25 protein-coding genes are annotated in these 26,313 nt (G+C 64.1%); 11 read left to right on the top strand and 14 right to left on the bottom strand.

The window, feature by feature from the left end:
- Positions 1-63: 63 nt before the first annotated feature.
- From OWC48_RS25215 to OWC48_RS25200, 4 genes are all read right to left on the bottom strand, one after another.
- Positions 64-885: an ABC transporter permease gene (locus OWC48_RS25215; RefSeq protein WP_282522371.1), complete on the bottom strand. Its 822-nt coding sequence runs from the start codon at positions 883-885 to the stop codon at positions 64-66.
- Between the two features lie 8 nt (positions 886-893).
- Entirely contained in the window at positions 894-1,778 is an 885-nt protein-coding gene (locus OWC48_RS25210) for a carbohydrate ABC transporter permease (protein WP_282522370.1), read from the bottom strand.
- An 11-nt stretch (positions 1,779-1,789) separates the two neighbouring features.
- Positions 1,790-2,854: an ABC transporter ATP-binding protein gene (locus OWC48_RS25205; RefSeq protein WP_282522369.1), complete on the bottom strand. Its 1,065-nt coding sequence runs from the start codon at positions 2,852-2,854 to the stop codon at positions 1,790-1,792.
- A 66-nt stretch (positions 2,855-2,920) separates the two neighbouring features.
- On the bottom strand, positions 2,921-4,060 hold the full coding sequence (locus tag OWC48_RS25200; protein ID WP_282522368.1) for an ABC transporter substrate-binding protein: 1,140 nt from the start codon (positions 4,058-4,060) through the stop codon (positions 2,921-2,923).
- Between the two features lie 194 nt (positions 4,061-4,254).
- Here OWC48_RS25200 and OWC48_RS25195 point away from each other — a divergent pair, with 194 nt between their 5' ends.
- Positions 4,255-4,989 (top strand): FadR/GntR family transcriptional regulator, encoded by a 735-nt coding sequence (locus OWC48_RS25195; RefSeq protein ID WP_282522367.1) that lies wholly within the window; start codon positions 4,255-4,257, stop codon positions 4,987-4,989.
- Positions 4,990-5,021: 32 nt separating this feature from the next.
- On the opposite strand, the gene OWC48_RS25190 is transcribed toward OWC48_RS25195, so the two are convergent.
- Entirely contained in the window at positions 5,022-6,011 is a 990-nt protein-coding gene (locus OWC48_RS25190; protein WP_282522366.1) for a zinc-dependent alcohol dehydrogenase family protein, read from the bottom strand.
- A 104-nt stretch (positions 6,012-6,115) separates the two neighbouring features.
- On the opposite strand from OWC48_RS25190, the gene OWC48_RS25185 reads away from it, so the two are divergent.
- Both OWC48_RS25185 and rnd read left to right on the top strand, forming a co-directional pair.
- On the top strand, positions 6,116-7,015 hold the full coding sequence (locus OWC48_RS25185) for a LysR family transcriptional regulator (protein ID WP_282522365.1): 900 nt from the start codon (positions 6,116-6,118) through the stop codon (positions 7,013-7,015).
- 352 nt (positions 7,016-7,367) lie between these two features.
- Positions 7,368-8,516 carry a ribonuclease D gene (gene rnd / locus OWC48_RS25180; RefSeq protein ID WP_282522364.1) on the top strand — a complete coding sequence of 383 codons (1,149 nt, stop codon included), beginning with the start codon at positions 7,368-7,370 and terminating at the stop codon, positions 8,514-8,516.
- A 165-nt stretch (positions 8,517-8,681) separates the two neighbouring features.
- Here the strand turns inward: rnd and OWC48_RS25175 are convergent, their stop codons facing one another.
- Both OWC48_RS25175 and OWC48_RS25170 read right to left on the bottom strand, forming a co-directional pair.
- Positions 8,682-10,064 carry an aspartate aminotransferase family protein gene (locus OWC48_RS25175; RefSeq protein WP_282522363.1) on the bottom strand — a complete coding sequence of 461 codons (1,383 nt, stop codon included), beginning with the start codon at positions 10,062-10,064 and terminating at the stop codon, positions 8,682-8,684.
- Positions 10,065-10,259: 195 nt separating this feature from the next.
- A complete protein-coding gene (locus OWC48_RS25170; protein ID WP_282522362.1) occupies positions 10,260-11,591 on the bottom strand; it encodes an MFS transporter in 1,332 nt (443 codons plus the stop codon).
- 155 nt (positions 11,592-11,746) lie between these two features.
- Here OWC48_RS25170 and OWC48_RS25165 point away from each other — a divergent pair, with 155 nt between their 5' ends.
- Positions 11,747-12,490 carry an IclR family transcriptional regulator gene (locus OWC48_RS25165; RefSeq protein WP_282522361.1) on the top strand — a complete coding sequence of 248 codons (744 nt, stop codon included), beginning with the start codon at positions 11,747-11,749 and terminating at the stop codon, positions 12,488-12,490.
- Positions 12,491-12,588: 98 nt separating this feature from the next.
- A complete protein-coding gene (locus tag OWC48_RS25160; protein ID WP_282522360.1) occupies positions 12,589-14,181 on the top strand; it encodes an FAD-dependent monooxygenase in 1,593 nt (530 codons plus the stop codon).
- 30 nt (positions 14,182-14,211) lie between these two features.
- On the opposite strand, the gene OWC48_RS25155 is transcribed toward OWC48_RS25160, so the two are convergent.
- From OWC48_RS25155 to OWC48_RS25140, 4 genes are read right to left on the bottom strand one after another with little or no spacing between them, the layout of a single operon-like run.
- The gene (locus OWC48_RS25155) at positions 14,212-14,382 is read right to left on the bottom strand and encodes a hypothetical protein (protein ID WP_282522359.1); all 171 of its coding nucleotides are present in this window, start codon (positions 14,380-14,382) and stop codon (positions 14,212-14,214) included.
- Positions 14,383-14,416: 34 nt separating this feature from the next.
- Positions 14,417-14,980: an isochorismatase family protein gene (locus tag OWC48_RS25150; protein ID WP_282522358.1), complete on the bottom strand. Its 564-nt coding sequence runs from the start codon at positions 14,978-14,980 to the stop codon at positions 14,417-14,419.
- 25 nt (positions 14,981-15,005) lie between these two features.
- Complete coding sequence (locus OWC48_RS25145; RefSeq protein WP_014495756.1) at positions 15,006-15,626, bottom strand: GNAT family N-acetyltransferase; 621 nt, start codon at positions 15,624-15,626, stop codon at positions 15,006-15,008.
- Positions 15,613-16,230, bottom strand: coding sequence for a hypothetical protein (locus tag OWC48_RS25140; protein WP_282522357.1), 618 nt, complete (start codon positions 16,228-16,230; stop codon positions 15,613-15,615). The genes OWC48_RS25145 and OWC48_RS25140 overlap by 14 nt, the downstream gene beginning before the upstream one ends.
- Before the next feature lie 71 nt (positions 16,231-16,301).
- Between OWC48_RS25140 and OWC48_RS25135 the strand changes: the two genes are divergently transcribed.
- Positions 16,302-17,342 (top strand): LysR family transcriptional regulator, encoded by a 1,041-nt coding sequence (locus OWC48_RS25135; protein ID WP_282522356.1) that lies wholly within the window; start codon positions 16,302-16,304, stop codon positions 17,340-17,342.
- Between the two features lie 19 nt (positions 17,343-17,361).
- Here the strand turns inward: OWC48_RS25135 and OWC48_RS25130 are convergent, their stop codons facing one another.
- The gene (locus tag OWC48_RS25130; protein WP_282522355.1) at positions 17,362-18,516 is read right to left on the bottom strand and encodes an autotransporter outer membrane beta-barrel domain-containing protein; all 1,155 of its coding nucleotides are present in this window, start codon (positions 18,514-18,516) and stop codon (positions 17,362-17,364) included.
- 373 nt (positions 18,517-18,889) lie between these two features.
- Here OWC48_RS25130 and OWC48_RS25125 point away from each other — a divergent pair, with 373 nt between their 5' ends.
- A complete protein-coding gene (locus OWC48_RS25125) occupies positions 18,890-19,096 on the top strand; it encodes a cold-shock protein (RefSeq protein ID WP_007591938.1) in 207 nt (68 codons plus the stop codon).
- 94 nt (positions 19,097-19,190) lie between these two features.
- Here OWC48_RS25125 and purN read toward each other — a convergent pair whose 3' ends face one another.
- Positions 19,191-19,844, bottom strand: a complete 654-nt coding sequence (gene purN, locus OWC48_RS25120) for a phosphoribosylglycinamide formyltransferase (protein ID WP_282522425.1) — start codon at positions 19,842-19,844, stop codon at positions 19,191-19,193.
- A 14-nt stretch (positions 19,845-19,858) separates the two neighbouring features.
- On the bottom strand, positions 19,859-20,932 hold the full coding sequence (gene purM / locus OWC48_RS25115; protein WP_282522354.1) for a phosphoribosylformylglycinamidine cyclo-ligase: 1,074 nt from the start codon (positions 20,930-20,932) through the stop codon (positions 19,859-19,861).
- A gap of 154 nt (positions 20,933-21,086) precedes the next feature.
- On the opposite strand from purM, the gene OWC48_RS25110 reads away from it, so the two are divergent.
- The 4 genes from OWC48_RS25110 (at position 21,087) to ppx (ending at position 26,255) form a co-directional block, all read left to right on the top strand.
- Positions 21,087-21,629, top strand: coding sequence for a CDP-alcohol phosphatidyltransferase family protein (locus tag OWC48_RS25110; protein WP_282522353.1), 543 nt, complete (start codon positions 21,087-21,089; stop codon positions 21,627-21,629).
- Between the two features lie 93 nt (positions 21,630-21,722).
- Entirely contained in the window at positions 21,723-22,400 is a 678-nt protein-coding gene (locus OWC48_RS25105; protein WP_282522352.1) for a DnaA ATPase domain-containing protein, read from the top strand.
- A gap of 144 nt (positions 22,401-22,544) precedes the next feature.
- Positions 22,545-24,737 carry an RNA degradosome polyphosphate kinase gene (locus OWC48_RS25100; protein ID WP_282522424.1) on the top strand — a complete coding sequence of 731 codons (2,193 nt, stop codon included), beginning with the start codon at positions 22,545-22,547 and terminating at the stop codon, positions 24,735-24,737.
- Positions 24,738-24,752: 15 nt separating this feature from the next.
- On the top strand, positions 24,753-26,255 hold the full coding sequence (gene ppx / locus OWC48_RS25095) for an exopolyphosphatase (protein WP_282522351.1): 1,503 nt from the start codon (positions 24,753-24,755) through the stop codon (positions 26,253-26,255).
- Positions 26,256-26,313: the final 58 nt, after the last annotated feature.

Genomic DNA, 26,313 nt, shown 5'->3' with positions numbered 1-26,313 from the left:
AAACAACAACCTCGGCGCTCCACTGTGTGGGGCGCCGAAATCATTTCAGGGGTCGTGATTGTGTCAGTTGCGCCTGCCGTCGAGCCTGAACACCATCTGCGTCGGACGCACGAACCGCAATGCGACCAGCAGCACGGCCATGACGGTGCACATGTAGATGACAGCCATCGCATCGATCGAATAGACCGGCCGCACACCGCCGGCAAAGACGTTGTAATAGAGCGCCACGACCAGGGTCTGCGATCCCCCGCCCGCAAGCAGAAACGCCAGCTCGAAGTTCGAGATCGTATTCACGAGAACCAGCAGGCCCGCTGTCAAAATGCCGGGCAGCATCAGCGGCAACAGGATGCGGCGGAATATCTGCAGCCGGCTCGCGCCGAGCATCTGGGCCGACCATTCAAGGTTCAAGCTGATCTGCTCGAAGAACGGCAACAGGACGAAGACCGCAAGAGGAACCATGGGGACGAGCACGGCGAGAATGACGCCAATGACCGTCCCGCCGACACCAAACCCATAAAGCGTCGTCGCAAGCGGAATGCCGTAGGTCATCTGCGGGATCAGTAGCGGCAGGAAGTAGAGCAGCAGCAGGACCGGCTTGGCGTTGAAATTCCGCCGCGCCAGCACGTAGGCCGCCGGAAATCCGATCGCGAGCGCGATGAAGACCACGGCCAGCGCGATGAACAGCGTGATGAAGAGAACATGGGAGAGCTCGAACTCCCGCCAGGCGTAGGTAAACCAATCCGTCGTGAACGCCGGCGGCAACGGCTTGCCGAACCAGCGTTTGGCGAACGAGCTCACCACGACATGCGTCACGATTCCGAGCAGGTTGAGGATGAACCCCAGCAGGAACAGGTAGATCGCCAGCTTCCACATCCGTCCGCGCATTGGTCCCCTCAGCGTTTGCCGACGCCCATGGTCGTGGCAATGGTCATACGGCGGCGCACCAGCACGATGACCACCAGCGCCGCGAGCTGGCAGAGCCCCATGATGACCGCGATCGCGGACGCGTAGGACATGTCATATTGCTCGAAGGCCTGCTGGTAGGCCGCGATCGAGATTGTCCGCGTCGAACCGGCCGGCTGGCCAACCATCACCGCGGATGGAAACACGGCAAAGCTCATAACGAAGACCAGGGCAAACGCGATGATCAGGCCCGGTGCGATCAACGGGAACATGACGCGCCGGAAGATGGTCCAGGGCCCGGCGCCCAGCATGCGGGCGGAGCTCTCCAGGCTCGGGTCGATGCCGGAGATGTAACCGAGCAACATCAGGAAGCAGAACGGAAAGTTCTGCATGAACAGCGAGAAGGTGACGCCTATGGAATTATGCGTCAGCTCGAGCGGGTTCTCGATCAACCCGGCGGCGAGCAGCAGTTGGTTGAGCCAGCCATTGTGGCCGTAGAAGCCGAGGATCCCTTCCGACAGGAAGACGACACCGAGCGAGATCGGAAGCACGAGAATGGTCGTGATGGTACGCTCGAACCAGATGCCACGCCGCATGCCGTATGCGAGGAACAGCGCAGCCAACACGACCGCGACCGTCGTCGGCAACGCCAACATGAAGGTCGTCTTGATCGTGTTGTACTGGTAGGCGTCGTTGAAGAACGCGACATAGTTCGAGAATATTCCGGCGTCGCGCTTCTTCGGCTGCAAGCTGATGTAGATTCCGTAGAGGAACGGGTAGACGAACATCGCGAGCACGTAGAGCAGCGACGGCGCAAGACAGAGGATCGCGACGAGGTCCAGTTCGCTGCGGGAATCAGAGCGGATGCGAGCCACGACCTGTCCCCTCACTCGCGACGCAGCAGGACGAATTTGTCCGCCGGCAAGGTCAGATCCAGCATCTCGCCCAATACGAGCTTCTCGTGCGAGCGGACCCAGAGCCTTGCGCCGCCATCGAGCGCGATCTCGGCCTCCTGCTCGCGTCCGAGATATTCGACCAGCTCGACCTTGCCGCGCAGCACATTGACGCCATCACCGGACTTGCCGAGACGCACATCTTCCGGCCGGATCGCCAGAACGGCGTGCTCGCCCGGGCGGAAACTATCCCTGGCCCTGGCCTGCAAGATTTGCCCCTTGAAACCGGCTTCGATCATACCGCCCGCTTCCTTGCCGAGCGTCACATCGAGGAAATTTCGAAAGCCCATGAAATCCGCCACGAAGACGTTCTTGGGACGGTCGTGGATTTCCTGCGGCGTCCCGACTTGCATGAGCACACCTTCGCGCAGCACGACGATGCGGTCGGAGAGCGAGAGAGCTTCGGCCTGGTCGTGGGTGACGTAGATGGAGGTCAGGCCGAGCTGTGCGTGCAGCTGCTTGATCTCGGCGCGCATCTCGACGCGGAGCTTTGCATCGAGGTTGGACAACGGCTCGTCGAACAGCATCAACCGAGGATGCAGCACAAGAGCGCGCGCGATGGCGACACGCTGCTGCTGTCCGCCCGAGAGCTGACCGGGATAGCGGTCTTCATAACCGGCAAGACGCACCAGACCGAGCATGTCCCGCACGCGCTGCTCGATTTCCGCGGACGGTCGCTTCTGGAGAGAGAGGCCGAAGGCGACGTTGCCGAACACAGTCAGATGCGGAAACAGCGCGTAGTTCTGGAACACCATGCCGAACCCGCGCTTTTCGGGCGAGACATCGTCAATCCGTCGTCCGTTGAGATGGATCTCGCCGTCGCTCGGCGGCACCAGCCCCGCGATGATGCCGAGCGCCGTGGACTTTCCGCACCCGCTCGGCCCCAGGAAGGTGACGAACTCGCGGCCGCCGATCTCCAGCGGAAAGTGGTCGAGCACCACCTTGCCGCCATAACGCTTGGTGATCGACATCTGCAGTTTATCGATAGAGTCGGCCATTCCCCGCCCCGCATACGCGCGCGAGGGCCGCACCTGCGCGCCCTCGCGTCTTGGTCCCGGTTATTGTTATTTCTTGACCTGATCGGCGCCGACCTCACGGTCCCACCGTTCCATCGCGTAGCTCAGCTCGGTCACGCCCAGCGGAGGCGATACTTTCCATTTGGTCCCGATCTGATCATATTCAGGACGCCAGAACTCCTTCACCTCGTCCTGGATATCCTTGGGTGCCGATGCCAGGGCTGCGGCCTTCACGACCGGCCCGATGAAGGCCTTCCAGGTGAGCGCCTGCTGCTCCGGCTTCCACATGAACTTCATGAGGTCGACGATGACATCGACCTGTTCCTGCGGCACGCCCTTCGGGATGCACCAATAGTGACCGTCCACCACGAACGTGGTGTTCTCCAAGATTGCGATCTTCGAGTCCGGCGGGATCACGCTCTGCGCGCGCGGCTTCATGTCCCATTCCATGATCCCGGCGATCATCCAGCGCTGCCCCTGGGCGAACTCCTTCAACGTGATCGCGGTACCGGTCGGATAATATTCGACGGACTTGCCGAGCTCTTTCAGGAAATCCCAGCTCTTGTCCCAGCCCTTTTCGGGGTCGAGCGGCTTGGAGTCCCCAAGAATGAAGGCAAAGCCCTGGAGGATCGCGCGGCCCGGCCCGCTGTTCGCCGGGCGCGCATACATGAATTTGCCCGGGTTCGCCTTCACCCAAGTCAGCAATTCCTGCGCGGTCTTCGGCGGGCTCGGCACCTTCGCCGGATTGTAGATCAGCACCGGTCCACCGGCATTGCCGACTGACGGAATGAGGACGCCCTTGCCCTCGTCGTAAAGCGCCTTGCCCGCATCGGTGAGGCCGTCGCGCGGAAAGGTCTTCTGATAATCGGGGATGGCGATGAGCTGGCCGTTCTGGGCCAGCAGCGCGCCGCCATCCTGCCCGGTCAGCACCAGATTGATATCGAGGCGTCGGGCGTCCTGCTGCGCCTTGATCTTGGCCGGAAGCTCCGGCGCCGGCGCGCGCTGGATCTTGATCTCGCTGACCTTGTCCGGATTCGCCTTCTTGTAGTTCTCGATGATGGCCTGCACCGAGGCCAGGTCACCGCCGGTATCGATGATCGAAAGACTGATCGGAGCGGCCAGGGCTCCGCTGCAGAGACACGCCCCCACCAGGGCCGCGACCATTGGGGTTGCTGACCTCGTTTTCATTCTCGCCTCCCAAGCGCTTTATTTTTTTGCGCAACTTGTTATTTATTTGTAAGGCAAGCATCGACGAAATCTTCGCTGGTTGTCAAGCGGTCTGTTCTTTGGCTGTTTCGAACTGCCGGCCGAGCGCCTTGTGCACGGGCTGAAATGTCAAAAACTTGTTTGGAAGCCGAACGCAGAACCGGGCGGAGCGGGATTTGAAAAAGCCTGCGATGAAATCCGTGGAGTTGCCGCTCTCCTCCTCGACGGGACGATTGAGCGACCGGATCTACGATCATGTGCTCGGTCAGATCGCGATCGGCATCCTTCCCGTGAACTGCCGGCTACCGCCCGAGAATGGCCTCGCCGAACTCCTCGGCGTTTCACGGCCCGTCGTTCGCGAGGCGCTGACGCGATTGCGCGATGACGGCCTGATCGCATCACGCCAGGGTGCGGGCTGGTTCGTGACGCGGCGCCCGGCCGCCAATGCCTTCGACTTCGCGCCTGTCAGTAGCATCCCCGACATCCAGCGCTGCTTCGTGTTCCGGATGGCCGTCGAGGGCGATGCCGCGGGCCTCGCCGCACGCAACCGGGACAGGCAAAGCCTGCGCCGCATTCAGCAGGTCCTGACCAGGCTGGATACGATGGTCGCCCAAGGGCGCGAGGGCGGCCTTGGTGTCGAGGAAGATCTTCTCTTCCACCGCACGATTGCGGAGGCGAGCGGCAACCGGTTCTTTGTCGAGACGCTGACCTCGTTGAGGGAGCAGATCGCCATTGGCGTCAATCTCAACCGCAACCTGTCGCTCATTCAGCCGCGCGGTCGCATTCTCAGAGGGCAGCAGGAGCATCGCCGCGTGTTCGAGGCCATCGAGGCACAAGACGAGGACGGCGCCCGCCGCGCCATGCGCACGCATGTCGAAAATGCCCGCAAGAGAATCTTCGAGGGGGGCTGATCGCCGCGACGTAAGCCACGCGCCGCGCGCGGTTAGATCGTCACCACGATCTTGCCGAACTGATTGTTCGACTCCAGGAAGCGATGCGCCTCGACGATCTCCTCGAACGGGAACGTTCTGGCGATCACCGGCTTCAAGCTGCCGTCTGACAACCCGTCGAGGATGAATGCCTTTGCTTTCGCAAGGCGCACGGGATCGCGGATGATCTCGTGCACGAGGTAGCCGCGCAGGACCAGGCACTTGGTCAACACGTTGAAGAGCGGGAACGGCGTCGGCGCGGGGCTTAGCCCGCCATACTCGATCAGGATTCCGCCCGGCGCCATCGCCGCAGTCAGCGGCTCGAATGCGGGACCGCCGACGGCGTCAAACACCACGCGGACGCCGTTAAAGCCGGCGATCTCCGCGAGCCGCGCTTCGATGTCTTCCTCGTCCGAGACGATCACGTGGGCGGCGCCGGCCTCGCGCAAGGCGCGCTGCTTGGTCGAGGTCCGCGTCAGGGCGACCGGGACCGCGCCGATCCGGTTCGCGATCTGGATGGCCGCGAGCCCGACACTGCTCGATGCCGCCGTGACGGCGACGACATCCCCTCGCCCAAGTCCGGCGATGTCGACCAGCGCGCCGTAGGCCGTCAGATACTGCATCCACACCGCAGCCGGCGCCTCGAAGCCAAGCTCGGGCGGATGCTTCACGACGAGCTCGGCCGGAAACGTCGCGAGCTCGGCATAGGCCGGCCATCGCACCATCGACAGCGGCGGCACGATGCTGAGCGCATCTCCCGGTGCAAAACCGGCCACGCCTTCGCCGATGGCCTCGACGATACCCGCCGCCTCCAGGCCAAGGCCGGACGGAAATGTCGCGGTCTCGATATAGGTGCCCGTCCGCAGCAGCGCCTCCGCACGGTTGAGGCCGAGCGCCCTGACCCGGATCTGAACCTCGCCCTTTGCCGGCGGCGGAACGTCGACGGTCTCGATACAAAGCACTTCGGGACCGCCATGCCGGTGAAAGCGAACGACGCGCGCCATGGAATACACTCCAAAACAGTTGAACTGAATGGAGCTATGCCGATCCCGCCGCAGTGGATAAATGACCCAAACACGCGAACAGTCGAAACCAGGAGTTTTCAATCATGGACCGCCTGGCCAGCATGGCCGTATTCGTCCGGGCCGTCGATCTCGGCTCGTTCGCGGCTGCGGCCGACGCCCTGGAGATGTCGGGGCCGATGGTCGGCAAGCATGTGCGCTTCCTCGAAGAGCGCCTCGGAGTCCGCCTCCTCAACCGCACCACGCGGCGCCAGAGCCTGACCGAGGCTGGCCATGCCTATTACGAGCGCTGCCGCACGGTACTCAGCGAGGCCGAGGCTGCCGACGCCGTCGTGGCCAACGAGCTTTCCGAGCCGCGCGGCAGGCTGCGCGTGACCATGCCTGCCCTGCTGGGCCGGCACTGCATCGCGCCCTTGCTGATGACGCTCGCGCGAAAATATCCGCATCTCGAGCTCGACCTCTCCTTCGGCGATCCCATAGCTGACATCATCGAGGCCGGCTACGATCTCGCGATCCGGACCGGCGATCTCGACGACCAGTCCGGTCTGATCACGCGGCGCATCGCAAGCCAGCGTATGGTGGTGTGCGGCGCGCGGTCCTATTTGCGCGCCAACGGCAAACCGAAATCGCTCGACGATCTCGCCGCGCATAAGGCGATCATCTATCGCCGCTCTGGACGCGTCCGGCCGTGGCTGTTTCCACAAGCCGACCAGCCGCCGCGCGAGATCATGCCTTCGGGCCGGCTGAGGCTCGACGATATGGAGGCGATCGCGGACGCCGCCGCGCAAGGCATGGGTCTCGCCTGGCTGCCTTATTGGCTGGTCCGCGAGCGTCTCGACAGCGGCGCGCTGGTCGGCCTCTTCGAAGGCCAGCCCGAATTCCTCTACGAATGCCACGCGCTGTGGCCCCGTTCGCCCCGGATTCCGCCCAAAGTCCGTGCCGCCGTGGACGCGCTCGCTGCCGCCTTGCCGAAGCTCATGGGGTGATGGTCGAGCCCGCCCCGTTAACCCCCCGTCCACCATCCGGCTTGCCGTGCGGCCGGTAACCACGAGCATTAACAGACCGTCAACGTACCCCCGACAAATCTATCAATGTTTCTGGAGATTTCGCCGTGGATCTGTTGGTTTTCGAGTTCCTGGGGCTGGCGCTGGTCGCCATGTGCGTGGTCGTGGTGGCGCTGCCCTGCGCGCGCAAATCCTCGCACCGGATCCGTTACGAATAGGAATTTCGTCGGAAACAGGCGATTCCGGCCCGATGCAAGGCTCGAATTCGCTTAGAGCCCCTTGACATCACAGCGCTTTCGGCAGAACGGCTGATACCAAGTGTCATGGGCCGTTCATGGATTTAATTACCACCACCGCTGACCTCGCGGCTGCCTGCAGCCGGCTGGCCAAGCACCCTGTTATTACAGTCGATACCGAGTTCCTGCGCGAAACCACCTACTACCCGCTGCTGTGCGTGGTGCAGATGGCCAGCCCCGAGGAAGCGATCGTCATCGACACCCTAGCCGAGGGGATCGACCTCAAGCCGTTCTTCGACCTGATGGGCAACGAGGGCGTGCTGAAGGTATTCCACGCCGCCCGCCAGGACATCGAGATCATCTGGCACCAGGCCAACATCATCCCGCACCCGGTGTTCGACACCCAGGTCGCGGCCATGGTGCTCGGCTATGGCGACAGCATCGCCTATGACGCGTTGGTCGAGAAGGTCACGGGCCACCGCCCGGACAAGACCCACCGCTTCACCGACTGGTCGCGCCGGCCGCTGACAAAAGAGCAGATGCACTACGCGGTGTCCGACGTCACGCACCTGCGCGACGTGTTCGCCGCGCTCGACGCCGACCTCAAGAAGCGGCGCCGCAGCGAATGGGTCTCCATCGAGATGGAGGTTTTGACCTCGCCCCGCACTTACGACTTCCACCCCGAGCGCGCCTGGGAACGGCTGAAGACGCGGGTCCGCAAGCCCAAGGACCTCGCGGTCCTGATGGAGGTCGCGGCCTGGCGCGAGCAGGAAGCGCAGAGCCGCGACGTGCCGCGCGGCCGTGTGCTGCGCGATGAAGCCATCAGCGACATCGCGACCCACGCGCCGAACACGCTGGAGAAGCTCGCCCATCTGCGCTCGGTGCCGAAGGGGTTCGAGAAATCCAAATGGGGCGCGGACATCGTCGCCGCGGTCGAGCGCGGGCTGGCGCGGGATTTTGCGACGCTGCCGAAGCTGGAGAAGCCGCGCAACAACAACAATGGCGCCGCCATCGTCGAGCTGTTGAAGGTCCTGCTGCGCATGACCGCGGAGCGCCACGCGGTCGCCAGCAAGGTGATCGCCACCGTCGACGATCTCGAAGAGATCGCAGCCGACGATGAGGCCGACGTCCCCGCCTTGCGCGGCTGGCGCCGCGAGCTGTTCGGCGATGCCGCGCTGAAACTGAAGCGCGGCGAGCTGGCGCTGGCGATCGAGAAGGGTCGCGTGATCGGGGTTCAGCGGGCGTAGACGGCCAGCGAGATCATCCCGACCGCCGACGGAGCCAAACCCTCATCCTGAGGAGCGCTGAACGCGCGTCTCGAAGGATGAAGGCCCGGCCCTCGGCCCCGCCCTTCGAGACGCGCGCAAAGAGCGCGCTCCTCAGGGTGAGGGTCAGCTAACTCCGATGCCGCTCTACGCCGGCGTCAGCTTCGCCACTTCCGGCTTCATGTCGTTCAACACACCGGCAATGGCCGCGATCAGCTCGTCGATCTGAGCCTTGGTGACGATCAGCGGCGGGCAGATGGCGATGGCATCCAGCATGTTGCGCGAGATCACGCCGCGCTCCTGGAGCATGCGGCTGGCGATGCCGCCGACGGCGCCGGGCGTGCTGGCGGCGGTCTTGCGTCCCTTGTCGAGCACGAGTTCGATCGCCGCGATCATGCCGACCCCGCGGACCTCACCGACCAGCGGATCGCTGGTGAGCTCGCGCAGCTTGCCCTGCATGTAGCCGCCGAGCTCGGCGGCGTGCGCGACCAGGCCGCGCTCCTCGATGATCTTGAGGTTCTCCAGCGCAATGGCCGAGCCGACGGGATGGCCGCCTGCGGTGAAACCGTGACCGAGCACGCCGATCTTGTTGCTCTCGTCCGCGATCGGCTCGAACATGCGGTCGTTCAGGATGATCGCCGACAGCGGGAAATAGCTCGAAGTGATCTGCTTGGAGACCACCATCACGTCCGGCTTGATGCCGTAGGTCTCGCAGCCGAACATCTTGCCGGTACGGCCGAAGCCGCAGATGACCTCATCTGCGACCAGCAGGATGTCGTACTTCTTCAGGACTGCCTGGATCTTCTCCCAATAGGTCGCCGGCGGCACGACGACGCCGCCCGCGCCCATCACCGGCTCGCCGAAGAAGGCCGCGATCGTATCCGGGCCCTCCTTCTGGATCAGCGCGTCGAGCTCCTCGGCCCGGCGCGTCGCGAACGCCTCCTCGCTCTCACCGGGCGCGCCGTCCTTGTAGAAATGCGGCGAGCCCGTGTGCAGGATGTTGGGTAGCGGCAGGTCGAACGAGCGGTGGTTGTTCGGCAGGCCGGTGAGGCTTGCCGAGGCAATGGTGACGCCGTGATAGGCGCGCATCCGGCTGATGATCTTCTTGCGCTGCGGCTGGCCAAGCGAATTGGAACGATAGGCGATCAGCTTGAGGACGGTGTCGTTCGCCTCCGAGCCGGAATTGGTGAAGAACACCTTGCTCATCGTGACAGGCGCGAGCGCCACCAGCTTCTCGGCGAGGTCGATCGAAGGCCCGTGCGATTTGGCGGAGAACGTATGGTAGAACGGCAGCGCCTGCATCTGCTTGTGCGCCGCCTCGACCAGCCGCTTCTCGTTGAAGCCGAGCCCGACGCTCCACAGGCCGGCCATGGCCTCGAAATAGCGCTTGCCCGACGCATCGAACACGTAAGGGCCCTCGCCGCGCTCGATCACCAGCGGACCGGCCTGCTGATGCGCGCGCGCGTTGGTATAGGAATGGAGCTGGTAGGCCACATCCCGGGCCTCTTGCGAATTGGGCAGCATGGACATTGCGGGATTCCTCAACGGTGCGTCATTGGAGGTCATGACGCAGACCTGTCCAAACGACGAGCTTGTCCAAAGAAAACGTCGACATCTTGGCTATTGCGGCAGGCCGCAACTTGCAACGTCATTTCGCTGGCAACAAGCGCACACGAGCGTTGCAGGAAAGCAGCGCTGGCACTTCGGCAGGGTATATCGCCTCGGCTAGCCTCGCCGTGCCAGCACGAAGGCCGCCGCCGCGGCGATCAATGCCGGGACGGCCGCAGCGCCAAACAGCGGCTGCGGTCCCATGTCGCGGGCCAGCATCATGCCGCCGATCAGAGGCCCCACGATCGAGCCGATGCGGCCGATGCCCAGCGCCCAGCCCACGCCGGTCGATCTGATCGCCGTCGGATAGAAGGTCGCCGTCAGCGCGTTCGAGGCGATCTGTCCCCCGACGATGCAAAATCCCGACGCGAAGATCGCGATCGTGACCAGGACGATCGAATGGCTGGCCATGCCGACGGCGGCCACTGCGACCGCCGCCGCGAGATAGGTCAGCGACAAAGCGCGAAACGAGAAGCGGTCGATGAACTGGCCGAGCGTGAACGTGCCGACCACGCCGCCGACCTGGAGCATCGCACCAATCGCGGCCGCGCCCGAAACCGACACGCCGAGATCGTTCAGCACGGTAGGCAGCCAGTTCGACAGCAAATACAGGTCGAGCAGGCTCATGAAGAACACCACCCAGAGCAGAACCGTCACCGATGCGCGGCCCTCTGCAAACAAATGCGCGACGCGCAATCCCGACAATTTGGGCTCCTGGACCACGAATTTGGCATTGCCGGCGAAGGATACCCCCGGGGCTACCTTTTGCAGGAGGTTCGCCACCTCGCTGTCGCGGCCGCCCATCATCGCCAGGAACCGGATCGACTCCGGCAACGCCTTGAAGAGGAAAGGCAGAAGCAGCAGCGGCACGAGGCCGCCGACGAGGAACACCGAGCGCCAGCCGAAAGCCGGGATCATGGCGGCCGCCAGCAGCCCGCCCAGGGCCGCACCGATCGAAAAGCCCGCGAACATGATCATGACCATGGTGGCGCGGCGGCGATGCGGGCTGAACTCGGAGGTCAGCGCAATCGCATTGGGCATTGCACCGCCGAGACCAAGACCGGTCAGAACGCGCAACGCGATCAGCCAGGTCGTATCCACCGCGAACACGGTGAGCAGCGTCCCGATGCCGAACACCAGCGTGCTTGCGAGGATGATGCGGCGGCGACCGATCCTGTCGGCCATCGGACCGAAGATCAGGGCGCCGATCATGAGACCCAGAAGCCCCGCGCTGAACACCGGACCGAGGCTGCCGCGTGCCAGCTTCCATTCCTGCGCGACAGCAGGCGCGACATAACCGATAGCCTGGGTGTCGAAGCCGTCGATGAACAGCACCGCGGCGCAGACGAGCAGGACCCGGATCTGGAAGGCGCCGACCGGCTGACGATCGACATAGGCGGGAACGTCGACCGTGCCTGACACCATCTGATCCGTAGCTGTGACGGCCATGCCCAACCCCTCCCCGGCAGCTCATGCACTATTTTTCTTCTTAAAATCTCTTATAGTGAGATTGATATGAAGGCAAGCCACTCGGATTTTGCCGTTTTGCGGTCGGCGTGAATGCGGGTAACAGGACAAATACACGAAGCGGGATCGAATCTCACTTGGTCAAAGCAAACAGTCAGGATCGGGTTCTTGCCGTGCTCGATCTCTTCACCGAGGCACGGCCGCAATGGTCGCCCGAAGAGCTCATGAAGGAGCTCGGCTACACGAGGCCGACGCTGTATCGCTATCTGAAGAGCTTGAAGGACAGCGGCTTCGTGATGCCGACGCGCGGCGGCCGGTTCGCGCTTGGCCCGCGCGTGGTGGAGATGGACTATCTCAGCCGCCGTTCCGATCCGCTGATCGCAGCAGCCACCCCGCATCTGGAGCGGCTGTCGGCCGCGCACCCCTGTACGGCCCTGGTCGTACGCTGGTATGGCGAAAAGATGCTGTGCGTGGCTTCAATCGCCTCCGTCGTGAATCCCGTGAGCAGCTATCCGCGCGGCCGACCGATGGCGATGGGACGCGGCGCAATCGCGCGCTCGATCATGGCCTTTCTGCCCAAGCAACGCGTGATGCCACTGGTGACGCGCTATGCCGCCGATCTGCGCAGCGTCGGCGTCGGCGACACGTCCGACGAAATCCTGGCAGCGCTGAAACGCGTGCGGCGCGCCGGCGTCGCCGTTGCCTTTGGCGAAGTGACACCGGGCGCGATCGGGATCGCCGCGCCGATCCTCGATGCGGGCTACCCGATCGCAAGCCTCTGCATCACGATCGCCGGACCACATGCCAAGGGCGAGTTGATCGATCGCATCAGCGCGGAGGTCCGCGAAGCGGCCCGGCAGATCTCCGAGACTACAACATAATAATCTCATTATTTGAGATTCCACTTGACGAAATCCGTGCGGCATCTCATGAGGACGAGCGATCGCGCGTCGCGCGATGACAATCGTGGGGAAGCGTTGTGAGGCAGGCTTCAGCGGATGGCGATGCGCCCGTCGTGATCGTCGGCGGCGGACCGGTCGGGATGGGTCTGGCGATCGGCCTTGGCCAGCGCGGCATCAAGACCATCGTCGTGGAACGCCACGAACAGCCGCAGCCGATCCCCAAGGGACAGAACCTCACGCAGCGGACGATGGAGCATTTCCATTTCTGGGGCGCGGAGGCAGCGCTGCGCGCGGCCCGCACCATTCCTCCCGACTACGGCATCGGCGGAATGACCAGCTACGGGACGCTGCTCAGCGGCTACAATTACAATTGGCTGCAGCGCGAGCTCGTCCGCCCCTTCTATTTCACCGACAACGAACGCCTGCCCCAATACGCGACCGAAGCCGTGCTGCGGCAGCGTGCGGCACAGCTTCCCTCGGTTGATTTGCGATACGGCTGGACCTGCCGGGACGTCCGGCCTGACGGCGAAGGCGTGAGACTCGACATCGAAAATCGCGACGGAATGATACAGGGCCTTCGCGCCGACTACGTGATCGGCTGCGATGGCAGCCGATCGATCGTGCGCGAACGCGCCGGCATCACCCAGACCCGCTCCGACCACGATCGGCTGATGGTGCTGCTGGTGTTTCGCTCCGTTGAATTGCATCGACTGCTCGAGGCCTTTCCAGGCAAGTCGTTCTACAGCGTGTTGCATCCCGACCTCGAGGGCTATTGGAAGTTCTTTGGCCGGGTCGATCTCGGCAGCACCTGGTTCTTCCATGCCCCCGTTCCCGCAGACACCACCGCCGACAATTTCGATTTCCGACGCTTGCTGCACGATGCCGCCGGCGCACAATTCGACATCGAGTTCGAGCACATCGGATTCTGGGATCTTCGCTTCACGCTCGCGGACAGCTACCGCGCAGGCCGCGTCTTCGTCGCCGGAGATGCCGCGCACAGCCATCCGCCCTACGGCGGCTATGGCATCAATACCGGCTTCGAAGACGCCGTAAATCTGGCGTGGAAGCTCGCCGCGACGCTGCAAGGCTGGGCGCCCGCCGGTCTGCTCGACAGCTACGATGCCGAGCGGCGTCCGGTGTTTGCGTCCACCGCGCGCGATTTCATCGAGACGCCGATCTTCCGCGACCGCGATTTTCTCCGCCGCCACGATCCGGCGCGCGATCGGGCGGATTTCGAGGCTGCCTGGCACGAGCGGCACTCCGGCGCGCGCGCCGAGGTCAACGCCTTCGAGCCGAACTACGAAGGGTCACCAATCGTCCTTGGTCCGGCTGGCGCTGTCTGCAGCGCGATCGGCTCGCACGCCTATCCGGCGCGCGCAGGTCATCATCTCACGCCGCAACCTCTGTCATCAGGCAAAAATGTGTTCGAGGAATTGGGCGACGGCTTCACCTTGATCGATCTGACGGACGGCGGCGCCGCTACAGCTCTCGAGCGAACCGCCGCGCGGCTTGGCATCCCGCTGACGGTGATCAGGGACACCGCATCAGGCGGCCGCGAGAAATACGAGGCGCGGCTGATCCTGGTGCGGCCCGATCAATTCGTTGCCTACGCGGGCGACAACGCTGATGGCGCATCCGATATCCTGATGCGCGCCATCGGCCGATCCTGAGAGAAACGTTTTCGCCGCAGGCCCGAAACCCTACGCCGCGCCGTCGTCATCCTCTTCGTCGGCAGTGCGAGCGGCTTCCCTCACCTCCACCAGCGCCATCGAGAGCAGATAAACGGTCGTGGGCAAGCCGACGCGGCGCGCCGTCTCCACGGCACGCGACAAATCGCTCGCCAGCTCCTTGAGCTCGTCCCCCCGTGACAATGTCCCACCCCATCCATCCGCCGACCACGGTCGCCTAGACCGCGATGGCGCCGCTGGTTCTGATCAGTTCGGCGCTGGCATGGACTGTAGCAAAATTCCCGATCACATTCACCACCGACTGTTTGTAGGCGGCGGCATCGCCCGTGCCCGGCTGCCGGCAAGCCACGGCGTCTCCGACCACCTGGTAGCGATGGCTGCGGTGAAACCCGTCAACAGCGGTGGCCAGGATGGTTTCGTCCAGGGAAAAGCCGACCAGAATGCAGCGCACATTGCGGATATTGGACATATAATCCACGAACCGCGCGGAGCTGTAGGCCGACGGCAGCGGGTGCTCGAATGTCATTTCACCCGGCCGCGGCTTCGCCTCCGCGATCCAATCGGTCAGCCTGGATGCCGGATTGAACCACGCCGCCTGGGCGATGCGCTTCAGATGCATCACCGGCCAGAGATTGGTGCGCCACAACGTCAAGAGCTCTAGGCAGCGCACAGTGGCGGCTTCGCCATCGAGAATGACATGGCGACGCCCGGGGGTCAGATATTCGACCTGGAGATCCGTACAGACCAGGATCGGCGGATCATCGGTAATGGAAGCCAGCATTTTCTTGCGCGGAGCTGCACCGGTTTCAGTGGTCGGCGAGTGCGAGGTCCCGTAGCGGCGAGGTCACCGCCCGTCCCGCCGATGCGTCGAGCACGCCGGGCCGATCCCAATCGCCCTCGGGACGGATGATCACATAGGGATCGCTGTCCAGCGTGATGGCGTCCGGCCCCGGCTCGATCTCCAGCAGCATTTCCGTGTAGGAGAAATCCGAGAAGGTGATCTTGCGGTTGTGACCGAGCGGCTTGGCGCCGAAATGAGCCCAGAAATCGACCAACCGGTCCTGCGCCTGGCCGTAGATCTTGCGAAAGCCCTTGCGCTTCACATAGTCGACGCTCGCCTGCACCAGCTTGAACGAGACGCGCGAGCGCCGATATTGATGACGCACCGCAAGCCGCTCCACCTTGGCGAAATCCCCGAAGAAGCGTACCCGCAGGCAACCCGCAGGCTCGTTGCCGACGTAGCCGATGAAGTGGGCTGCGACCATGTCGTTGCCGTCGAACTCCTCGTCGAATGGACAGTCCTGCTCGGCGAGATAGACCGCCGAGCGAATGGCGGTGACCAGCATGAGGTCGTTGGGATCGCGCGCGAGGCGAATGGTGATGGCGCGGGAGTCGGGCTTGGCGAGGGGAATCCTAGTGCCGTGCATCTGCAAAACTCCTTGTTTGGATGATCGCGCCCGGCATCCGCATCGGCTGGCGATGCCAGGGTCGCTCGTAACACCAGAGATCGGGCTGGAAGCTCGGGACGGGGTCAAATCCCGTTGCCTTCATGATGTCGCGTCCGGCCACGGTTGACGGCTGCGCATAGCAATCAGCGCCGCGAAACCTTACCTGACGTAGATGAGCTGCGGCCTTGCCAAGACCAGCGATACCTCGGCCCGTCGCCGCTATCGCCCAGATGTAGATCGCGGCAACGTCTTCCTTCGCGGAAGCGAGATAGCGCGTTTCGGGTGCGGTCAGGCAGATCTCGTCGAGCAGCAGCGCATCGTGCCCGCGGTCGTTGAGGAACAAGAAGGCCATGCCGCCGACCAGATTGCCCTTGCGGCTGAACGTCAGGATGCTCTGAGGATCGAACGTGAAATATCGCGCAAGCTCCGCCGTTCCGATCTCCACACCCGGCACCAGCCGATGCGCCATTTCGGAAAGTGCAGCAATTTCGGAAGATTGCGCACATCGGACATCGACGTCCGGACTGAGCGGCAAGGCATCGAAATCATGCCTTGCGGCAAAGGAGCCCCTTTCCATACTCATGTCACCCCTCTATCGTTCGAGGATTTAGTGCCCCGCTATGACGACGAGCTTAGCGGTTGGGGATCTGGCGTATGCAGCAGTTATTGCACCGGGGTGCTGCTTTGATGCAGCACCGTGAAGAAGCCCTGGACGCGTCCTGGGACGATTTGAAACTCTTTTTAGCGTGCGCAAAATATAAAAGTTTCCGCAACGCCGCCGAAGAACTCGGCCTCACCTCCACCACGCTGATGCGCAGGATCGACCGGCTCGAAGAAAGCATCGACTGCAAGCTGTTCCTGCGCGACCAGAGCGGACTGACGCTGAGCGATGAAGGCGCAGCGATGATCGCCGACGTCGCGCATATGGAGCGTCATGCCTTCAACGTCTTCCGGCGCGCCTCGCGATCGTCGAACGACACGTCAGGCACCGTGCGCGTCGCGGTGACGGAAGGCCCCGGCAATTTCTGGATCCTGCCGCGGTTGATCGATTTTCAGAAGACCTATCGCAAGATCACCGTCGATCTGCGCTGCGCGATGGAGCAGGCCGACGTCGCCCGGCTTGAATCCGACATCGCGATCCAGCTCGAGCCGCCGACCAATCCCGACCTGATCGTCGCCAAGCTCGGCCGCCTGCACATCTATCCCTTCGTCTCCAGGGAATACGAGAACCTCTACGGTGTGCCGGCGTCCCTCGCCGAGTTGAAGAACCATCGCATCATCAAGCAGAGCGCGCCGCAGGTCGACGACGGCGCCTACGCGCGCGTGCTTGGACTGAAGTCGCTCGAGGGCATCGTCGGGATCAAGACCAACTCCTCGGTCGGCGTGCTCTATGCGGTGGAGCGCGGCGCCGGCATCGGCTTCCTGCCGACCGTGTCGATCGCGCTCGGCGCACCGCTCGTTGCCGTCGATCTGGGCGTCAGCCACCACGCCGATCTCTGGCTCACCTATCACAAGGAATTCCGCGACTCCGAGCGCCACAAGATCGTGGTCGACTGGCTGAAGAAGATCTTCGACGCCAAGACCCATCCCTGCTTCCGCGACGAGTTCATCCATCCGAGTGCGCTGGTGCCGATGATGACGGCCGCGCGCGAGGGTTTTGGGCTAACGGGTTATGTCGCGGCAACGCCGACTTAGACGCAGCGCGCGCTTCGCCTCACCATCTGTATTCGAAGCCGACCGTGCCCTGGTGCGACGTCAATTCGTTGCGGAACTTGCCGTCATAGTTGATGTAGAGCCGCGCGACGCTGGTGAGACTGAGCGAGGCCGAGGCGCCGGCATCCATGCCGTAACGGCTCTCCCCGATGCCGGGAACGACGATGTTCTGGGTTCCCAGACTGACCTGCACCGATCCCAGGTTCTGGTAGAAATTGTCGACGAACTTGCCGTAGGCCGACAGATCCAGGATCTTCTGGTCGTAGATGAAGTAGCGCCCGATCTCCGCGCCGATCATCACGCGCGCGCGTGAGAGTGCCGTGGAGCCGACGTTCAATGGATCGAGCCCTCCGGCCTCCTGGAACGCAGCGCTGGTGGCGCGGACATATTCGAGCGCGCCCTTGGGCACGATGCGCATCTGGTCCTTGGTCCAGTAGTAGCTGATCTCGGTCAGGCCGCCGTCGATCGCGGCACGATAACCCGCGGTCGCAAGACCAAAGCCTGTGTCCCTGCTGGAACGGACCTTGCCGAAACCGTGCACTACCGCGAACGCCCAGGTCCACGGTCCCTTGTCGACCGAGCCGTTGAAACCGATTTGCGTCAGGTCGAGCGTCGCCGACTGGAGCGCCAGCGGCACGTCGATGTCGGTATGGCTCTGGTCGACGGAGAAGCCGAGATTGACGCCCGGCGCGACCTGCGCGCCGAAACCGGCGACGCCGCCAAACGTCTTGCGCTTGTCGCCGACGAAATCGCCCTGCGCATCGGTCCGGACCGAGATGCCGTAGCCTTCGAACCAGGTGCGGTAGCGCGGATCCTCCGTGGTCGCCGAGGCGCCGCCCCCACCGGGATTGGTGCGCGATGCACGGTTGACGCCGCCGGAGGCCTGGTTGCCGAGCCGCTCCAGGAAATTGGAGCCAAGATTGAGCGCACTGTTGCCGGCCGACTGGTCGTAATTGGTCGCGGTCGGCATGGGGGTCGGTGACGCCGTGGGTGTCGGGGTCGGGGTCGGCGTGGGCGTCGGAGTCTGCGCGAAGGCCGATGTCGCCGACATCATCACGACGAGCACAAGCGCCATGGCGAGCGCAGCCGCGATCCGGCGGACACGGCTCAGCCCGACTGTCTGCCGTGTCCCGGAGAGCTGCAGGGCGCAGCGCATGACGACTAATCCCGAAGCAAAGTGGCGGAGCGCAAAAATGCAACACGAAGGGCGCGCGCTTGCGGCGATTTGTGCCGAACTGCCACGCAGGGTCAACCGGTTGGCGCGCTACAGCGGAGGCTATTGCCTCGATTGTGGTTCCCTTGCCACAGGTCGCAAATTGCAGAGAGCGAGATTCGCCGCGATCTTGAAATCCGCGCGCGGCTTGCTAACGGGCGATTTTCATGTTGCAATATCGGACACAATCGGAATTGGCCGCTCGGCTGTGCGTTTCGCGACATTGAGACTCGAACAGACTACCGGAAGCCCGTTTGTGGCGTGGCACGCGAAACTGCGGCCGCGTCTTTTTTGTATCTAGTGGAGGAGATGAGCGATGCCGCAAAAGGGCACCGTCAAATGGTTCAACCCGACCAAGGGCTATGGGTTCATCAAGCCGAACGGCAGCGATAAGGACGTGTTCGTCCATATCTCGGCCGTCGAGCGTGCCGGACTCTCGACCCTCAATGAGAACCAGGTGGTTGAATACGACCTCGTGGAGAACCGCGGCAAAGCATCCGCGGAGAACCTCAAGGTCTCCTGATTTCTCTCAAAGCTTCGCGCGAGAGATCGTGACGATGCCCCCGGCTCTGCCGGGGGATTTTGTTTGCGAAGCCGAAACACGGTGCGATGGCGCTTCAGCGCACCACCGGCGCAACTAGAAAATTCTCGGACGGTCCGCTGCCGTCCGTCTTGCACACATCGCCCTCGATCCGGACCTTACCGGTCGCGAGCAGCCGCAGCGCCTCGGGATAGATGCGGTGCTCCACCTCGAGAATGCGCTCCGACAGCGTAGCGCCCGTGTCATGGTCGCTGACGGGCACCGCGCCCTGCATCACGATCGGGCCGGCATCCGTCTCGGGGATCACGAAATGCACTGTCGCGCCAGACAGTTTGACGCCGGCGCGCAAAGCCTGACCATGCGGATCCAAACCAGGGAACGACGGCAACAGCGAGGGATGGATGTTGAGCATCCGTCCGTACCAGGACTTGGTGAACTCGGCCGTGAACAGGCGCATGAACCCGCCGAGACATATCAGCTCGATGCCGTGCTCATCGAGCGCGGCCTGCAGCAGCTTTTCGAAGCCGGCGCGGTCCTTGCCAAACGGCTTGCTCTCGATCACCAGCGTGTTCACGCCGCTCGCCTTGGCGCGTTCGAGCCCCGGAGCGGAGGCCTTGTTCGAGATGACGAGCGAGATTTCCGCCGGAAACTCCGCTGCAGCAGCGGCCCTGATCAGCGCGGACATGTTGGAGCCGCGGCCGGAAATCAGGATGGCGACGCGCCGCTTCATCACAGCGCCAGTCATCACAGCGCCAGGTCGAGGTGGCCGTTGTAGACGACGCGGTGCTCGCCCTCGGCCGGGATCACGGTACCGAGTTGCGCCACCGTTTCACCGGCATCGCTGAAGACCTGCACGACCTCTTCGACCTTGTCGGGCTCGACGATCGCGATCATGCCGATGCCGCAGTTGAAAGTGCGCAGCATTTCGAGCTCGGCGATGCCGGCTTGGGCAGCCAGCCATTTGAACACCGGCAACACCGGCAGGCGCGCCAGGTCGATGCCGACGCCGAGATGATTTGGCAGCACGCGCGGGATGTTGTCGGTGAAACCGCCGCCGGTGATGTGGGCGAGCCCCTTCACCGCGCCGGTCTCACGGATCGCGCGCAGGCAGGATTTGACGTAGAGCCGCGTCGGCGTCAGCAGCGCGCCGCCGAGGGTCATCACGGGAGAAAAAGGCGCCGGCGCCTCGAAGCTGAGGCCGGACTGCTCGACGATCTTGCGCACCAGGGAGAAGCCGTTGGAATGCACGCCCGACGAGGCAAGGCCGATCACGGCATCGCCCGCGGCGATGTCCTTGCGCGGCAACAAGGTACCGCGCTCGGCGGCACCGACGGCAAAGCCGCCGAGGTCGTAGTCGCCGTCCTTGTAGAGGCCGGGCATCTCCGCGGTCTCGCCCCCGATCAGGGCGCAGCCGGATTCGCGGCAGCCTTCGGCGACACCGGCGACGATCGAGGCGGTCGCCTCCGGGTCGAGCTTGCCGCAGGCGAAATAGTCGAGGAAGAACAACGGCTCGGCGCCCTGCACCACGAGGTCGTTGACGCTCATGGCGACGAGGTCGATGCCGATGCCGCCATGCAGGCCGGTCTCGATCGCGATCTTGACCTTGGTGCCGACGCCGTCGGTCGCGGCGACCAGGACGGGGTCCTTGAAACCGGCCGCCTTGAGGTCGAACAGGCCACCGAAGCCGCCGATCTCGGCGTCGGCGCCGGGCCGCGCGGTGGCGCGCACCATCGGCTTGATCAGATCGACCAAGCGGTTGCCCGCGTCGATATCGACGCCTGAATCGGCGTAAGTGAGGCCGTTTTTGCGGTCGGTCATGCCCGATTTCCAGTGGGTTTGCGGCTGGTTACGTCGAATTCCGGGGACACGCAATGGCAAGCGTGGCGCCCCGCCCTATACTATGTAGATATCAACCGGTTCAGCCTCCACCGGGGCCGGATTCGAGGTCAGACCGGGTGCCGGGAAGCGCCGCGTGAGTATTCCGAATATCATTACCCTGGGCCGCATCATGCTGGTCCCGATCATCGTCTGGGCCATCGTGTCGAGCCAAATGGAGGTGGCGTTCGCCGTCTTCCTGATCGCCGGCATCAGTGACGCGGTCGACGGCTTTCTGGCCAAGCGCTTCAACATGACGAGCGAGCTCGGCGCCTTGCTCGACCCGCTCGCCGACAAGGCCCTGCTGGTCTCGATTTACCTGTCGCTCGGCATCTGGGGCGACATCCCGCGCTGGATCGTGATCCTGGTGGTGTCGCGCGACATCATGATCGTCGCCGCCGTGATCGTGTCCTGGCTGTTCGACAAGCCGGTCGAGATGAAGCCGTCGAAGGTGTCGAAGCTCAACACTGCCGCCCAGGTGGCCTATGCAGCGCTGGTGCTGGCCTCCCTCGCCTTCGGCTTCAAGCCGTCGCCCTATGATATGATCCTGATGGGCCTCGTCACGGTCTTCACGCTCTCGTCCGTGTCGCTCTATCTCGTCGAGTGGCTACGGCACATGAGTACGATCGAGGCCAAATGAGCCGGGATACGGCCCCGCAAAAGGCCAACTCCCGCTCGATGAAGTCGAATCTCTTCAAACTAAGCCGGCGTGCCGGCACGGAGCACAGCAAGCGTGGCAGGCCGCGTTCATCCCCGACAATTGGCGTTCTCGCTTCCGCACGCGGAGAGCCTCAGCCGGGATAATTTCCTCGAAGGCCCCGCCAACGAAGCCGGTCTTGCCCTCATCGATGCCTGGCCTGAATGGCCGAACCGGATCATGTGGCTGGCCGGCCCGGAAGGAAGCGGCAAGAGCCATCTCGCCGCGATCTGGGCGGAGGCTTCCGGCGCCCGCTCGACCACAGCCAGTGGGCTGACCGCCGAAAACGTCCCTGGCGCGCTCGCCACCGGCGCGCTGGTGGTCGAGGATCTCAGGGCAAAAGAGTTCGACGAGCGGGCCCTGTTTCATCTGATGAACCTCGCCCGCGAGGATGGGGCCTACCTGCTCTTCACCGGCCGCGAGGTACCGGCGTCGCTCGAGATCGAGCTGCGCGACCTGCGCTCGCGGCTGCGCGCGGTGCCTGTGATCTCGCTGCTGCTGCCCGACGACCAGCTCTTCCGCGGCCTGATCGTCAAGTTCTGTGCCGACCGCCAGCTCGCCGTGGATGAGAGCGTGGTCAGCTATCTCGCCACCCGCCTGGAGCGGTCTTCGGCGGCCGCGCGGGAGGCCGTGGAGCTGCTCGACAGCGAGGCCCTGCGCCTCGGTCGCCCCGTCACGCGGGCCCTGGCCGCCGAGCTGCTTCGGGACGCCTGACCCCTCCACCGAGGCTCCAAGGCCGCTTGACGCGGCGCAGCGGCGGAACATCAATGTCATCGAAACGTCATCGGACTAACACATGCTCCCGCCGGTTTTGCGCATAAGTCGCAAATTGGGGCGAACTGGATGGATCGACTTCTGATGGACTCTGCGCAAGCTGTTGAAATTAAAGAGAAAGCCCCGGAGACCGAGGGCCTGCCGGCGATTGCCTCGAGCCCCGAGCGCTTCATCAATCGCGAACTCTCCTGGCTGCACTTCAATCGCCGCGTTCTGGAGGAAGCAGTCAATCCCAGCCACCCCATGCTGGAGCGGGTGCGATTCCTGTCGATTTCAGCGAATAACCTCGACGAATTCTTCATGGTCCGCGTCGCCGGCATCAAGGCCCAGATCCGCGAGGGCATCGCCGAGCGCAGCCCTGACGGCCTGACGCCGTCCGAGCAGCTCGCGCTGATCAACCGCACCGTCTCGCAGCTTGCCTCTGACCAGCAGGCGATCTGGCGCGACCTGCGCGGCACGCTGGCCGACGTCGGCATCGTGCTGGTCGACGGCAAGGACGTCACCAAGGCGGAACGGTCCTGGATCGAGGACTACTTCCTCAACAACGTGTTTCCGCTGCTGACCCCGCTCGCAATCGACCCGGCTCACCCCTTCCCGTTCATTCCGAGCCTCGGCTTCACCATCGCGCTCCAGCTGACGCGCGCCGCCGACGGCAAGCAGATGAACGCGCTGATTCGTATGCCCGGCAAGATCGACCGCTTCATCCGGTTGCCGGCCGAGGGCAAGGTCGTGCGGCTGATCTCGCTCGAGCAGGCGACCGGGCTGTTCATCAACCGCCTGTTCCCCGGCTACAATCTCCACGGCCAGGGCGCCTTCCGCATCATCCGCGACTCGGAGCTCGAAATCGAGGAAGAGGCCGAAGACCTCGTCCGCCTGTTCGAGACCGCACTGAAGCGCCGCCGCCGCGGGTCGGTGATCCGGCTCGAGATCGACGGCAAGATGCCGGAGGAGCTGCGCAACTTCGTGCAGCACGCGCTGTCGGCCGCCGACGACGAGGTGTTCCTGGTCGACGGTGTGCTCGCCATGAACGAGCTCTCGCAGCTCACCCGCCTCGACCGGCCCGATCTCGAATTCACCCCGTACGTGCCGCGCCATCCCGAGCGCGTGCGCGAGCACGGCGGCGACATCTTTGCCGCGATCCGGCAGAAGGACCTCGTGGTCCACCATCCCTACGAATCATTCGACGTGGTGGTGCAGTTCCTCCAGCAGGCCACGCGCGACCCCGACGTCGTCGCGATCAAGCAGACGCTCTACCGCACCTCCAACAACTCGCCGATCGTACGCGCGCTTGCGGAAGCCGCCGAAGCCGGCAAGTCCGTCACCGCGCTGATCGAGCTGAAGGCGCGCTTCGACGAGGAGGCCAACATCCGCTGGGCCCGCGACCTCGAACGCGCCGGCGTGCAGGTCGTCTACGGCTTCCTCGAACTGAAGACGCACGCGAAGCTCTCGATGGTGGTGCGCCGCGAGGGCGGCGGCCTCACCACTTACGTCCACACCGGCACTGGCAATTATCACCCCGTCACCGCACGCATCTACACCGACCTCTCGTACTTCACCTCGGATCCGACCATCGGCCGCGACGCTGCGCGCGTGTTCAACTTCATCACCGGTTATGCCGCGCCGAGCGATCTGGAAAAGATGGCGGTGTCGCCGCTGACGTTGCGCAAGCGCATCATCGAACACATCCAGGGCGAGACCGCGCATGCGCGGCATGGCCGACCCGGCGCGGTCTGGATGAAGATGAATGCGCTGGTCGACCCCGACATCATCGACGCGCTCTACGAGGCCTCGCAAGCCGGCGTCCAGGTCGAGCTCGTCGTGCGCGGCATATGCTGCCTCAGGCCCGGCATTCCAGGCCTGTCGGAGAACATCCGCGTCAAGTCGATCATCGGGCGCTTCCTGGAACACGGCCGAATCTACTGCTTCGGCATGGGCCAGGGCCTGCCGAGCGCTAAAGCGGCTGTGTATATCTCCTCGGCCGACATGATGCCGCGCAACCTCGACCGCCGCGTCGAGGTGCTGTGTCCGCTGCAAAATCCCACGGTGCATCAGCAGGTTCTCGAACAGATCATGGTCGCGAATCTGAAGGACAATGAGCAGAGCTGGCAATTGTTGCCGGATGGGTCGTCGACGCGTATGAAGACCGCGAAGGGCGAGGAGCCTTTCAACGTCCACAACTACTTCATGACAAATCCGAGTCTATCTGGCCGTGGAAAGTCGCTCAAGGAATCCTCGCCGCGCCGTCTCACGCGCCGTAATGAACGTCATCAATCTTGATCCGGGATCGAGGACGTGAAGCGGCCGCGTAAGCGCGGCTCGAGCGTCGCGGTCATCGATATCGGTTCCAACTCGGTCCGTCTCGTCGTCTACGAGGGACTGACGCGGAGCCTCATTCCGATCTTCAACGAGAAGACGCTGTGCGGCCTCGGGCGCGAGGTGCAGAGCACGGGCCTGCTTGCGCCCGATGCCGTCGACAAGGCGCTGACCTCGCTGAAGCGGTTCCGGGCCCTGTGCCGCGTCATGCAGGTCGGTCGCGTGTTTGCGATTGCGACCGCAGCCTGCCGCGACGCCTCCAACGGCCCCGACTTCATCGCGAAAGCCGAGCGCATCTGCGCCGTGAAGATCGAGATCCTGTCGGGCCCGCGCGAGGCGCGGCTGTCGGCGCTCGGCGTGATCTCCGGCATCCATCATCCCGACGGCATCGTCGGCGATCTCGGCGGCGGCTCGCTCGAGCTGATCGACGTGCGCAAGAACAGCGTGCGGAGCGGCGTGACACTGCCGCTCGGCGGCCTCGCGCTGCAGGACCTCGCGCACAAATCGCTCAAGCGCGCCGACCGTATCGTGCGCGAGGAGCTCGACGAGGTGCCGCAGCTCACCGCCGGCCGCGGCCGCACCTTCTACGCCGTCGGCGGCACCTGGCGCGCGCTCGCACGCATCCACATCATCCAGAGCGGCTATCCGCTCCAGGTGATGCACGGCTACTCCATTTCCGCAGCTGAAGCGCTCGACTTTTCGCGACGTCTCCGCCGGCTTGCGGCCGCCGACATGCTGGCCGACATCGAGATCGTCGCCGATGCCAGGCGCCCGCTCCTCACCTATGCGGCGCTGGTGCTCGAGCACATCATCCGCGTGGCGAAACCCAAGTCCATCGTGTTCTCGACCTTCGGCGTGCGCGAGGGCCTCTTGCACGAGAAGCTGTCGGAATCCGAGCGCAACAAGGACGGGCTGATCTGCGCCGCGGAAGAGCTCAATCAGCTGCTGTCGCGTTCGGCAAAGCACGCCCGCGAGCTGATCGCCTGGACCGACCGCCTCGCGCGCGTGGTGAAGCTGCGCGAGACCGAGGAGGACCGCCGCTTGCGCCACACCGCGTGCCTGCTCTCCGACATCGGCTGGCGCGTGCATCCCGACCATCGCGGCGAGCAGACGCTGAGCCTGGTCGTCAACGGCAATTTCGGCGCAATCACCCACACCGAGCGCGCCTTCGTCGGCCTGTCCGTGTTCTACCGCTATGCAGGCCTGAGCGAGGAGAACCAGCCGCCGGTGACCATGCAGGAGCTGCTGACACCGGCCCAGCTCGAACGCGCCCGTCTGCTGGGCGCGGCGTTCCGCGTCGCCCATCTGATCTCGGCGGCACGCCCGGGCGTGCTGCCGGCCACGCATTTCCGCAGCCATGGCCGCAATCTGATGCTGGTGTTCGAGCACCGGCTCGTCGACCTCGTCGCCGACCGCGTCGGCAGTCGCTTCCGCGCCCTCGCCCGCCTGATCGGCCGCTCCGGCTCGATCGTGCGGCGCTAGAGCATGATCCGGAAAAGTGCGCAGCGGTTTTCCGAAAAGATCATGCTCAAACAACAAC

The sequence above is a fragment of the Bradyrhizobium sp. Arg816 genome, assembly GCF_029989365.1.
GTDB lineage: Bacteria > Pseudomonadota > Alphaproteobacteria > Rhizobiales > Xanthobacteraceae > Bradyrhizobium.
The sequence above is the reverse complement of the archived record's forward strand: the minus strand, read 5'-3'. Positions and strand labels throughout refer to the sequence as shown.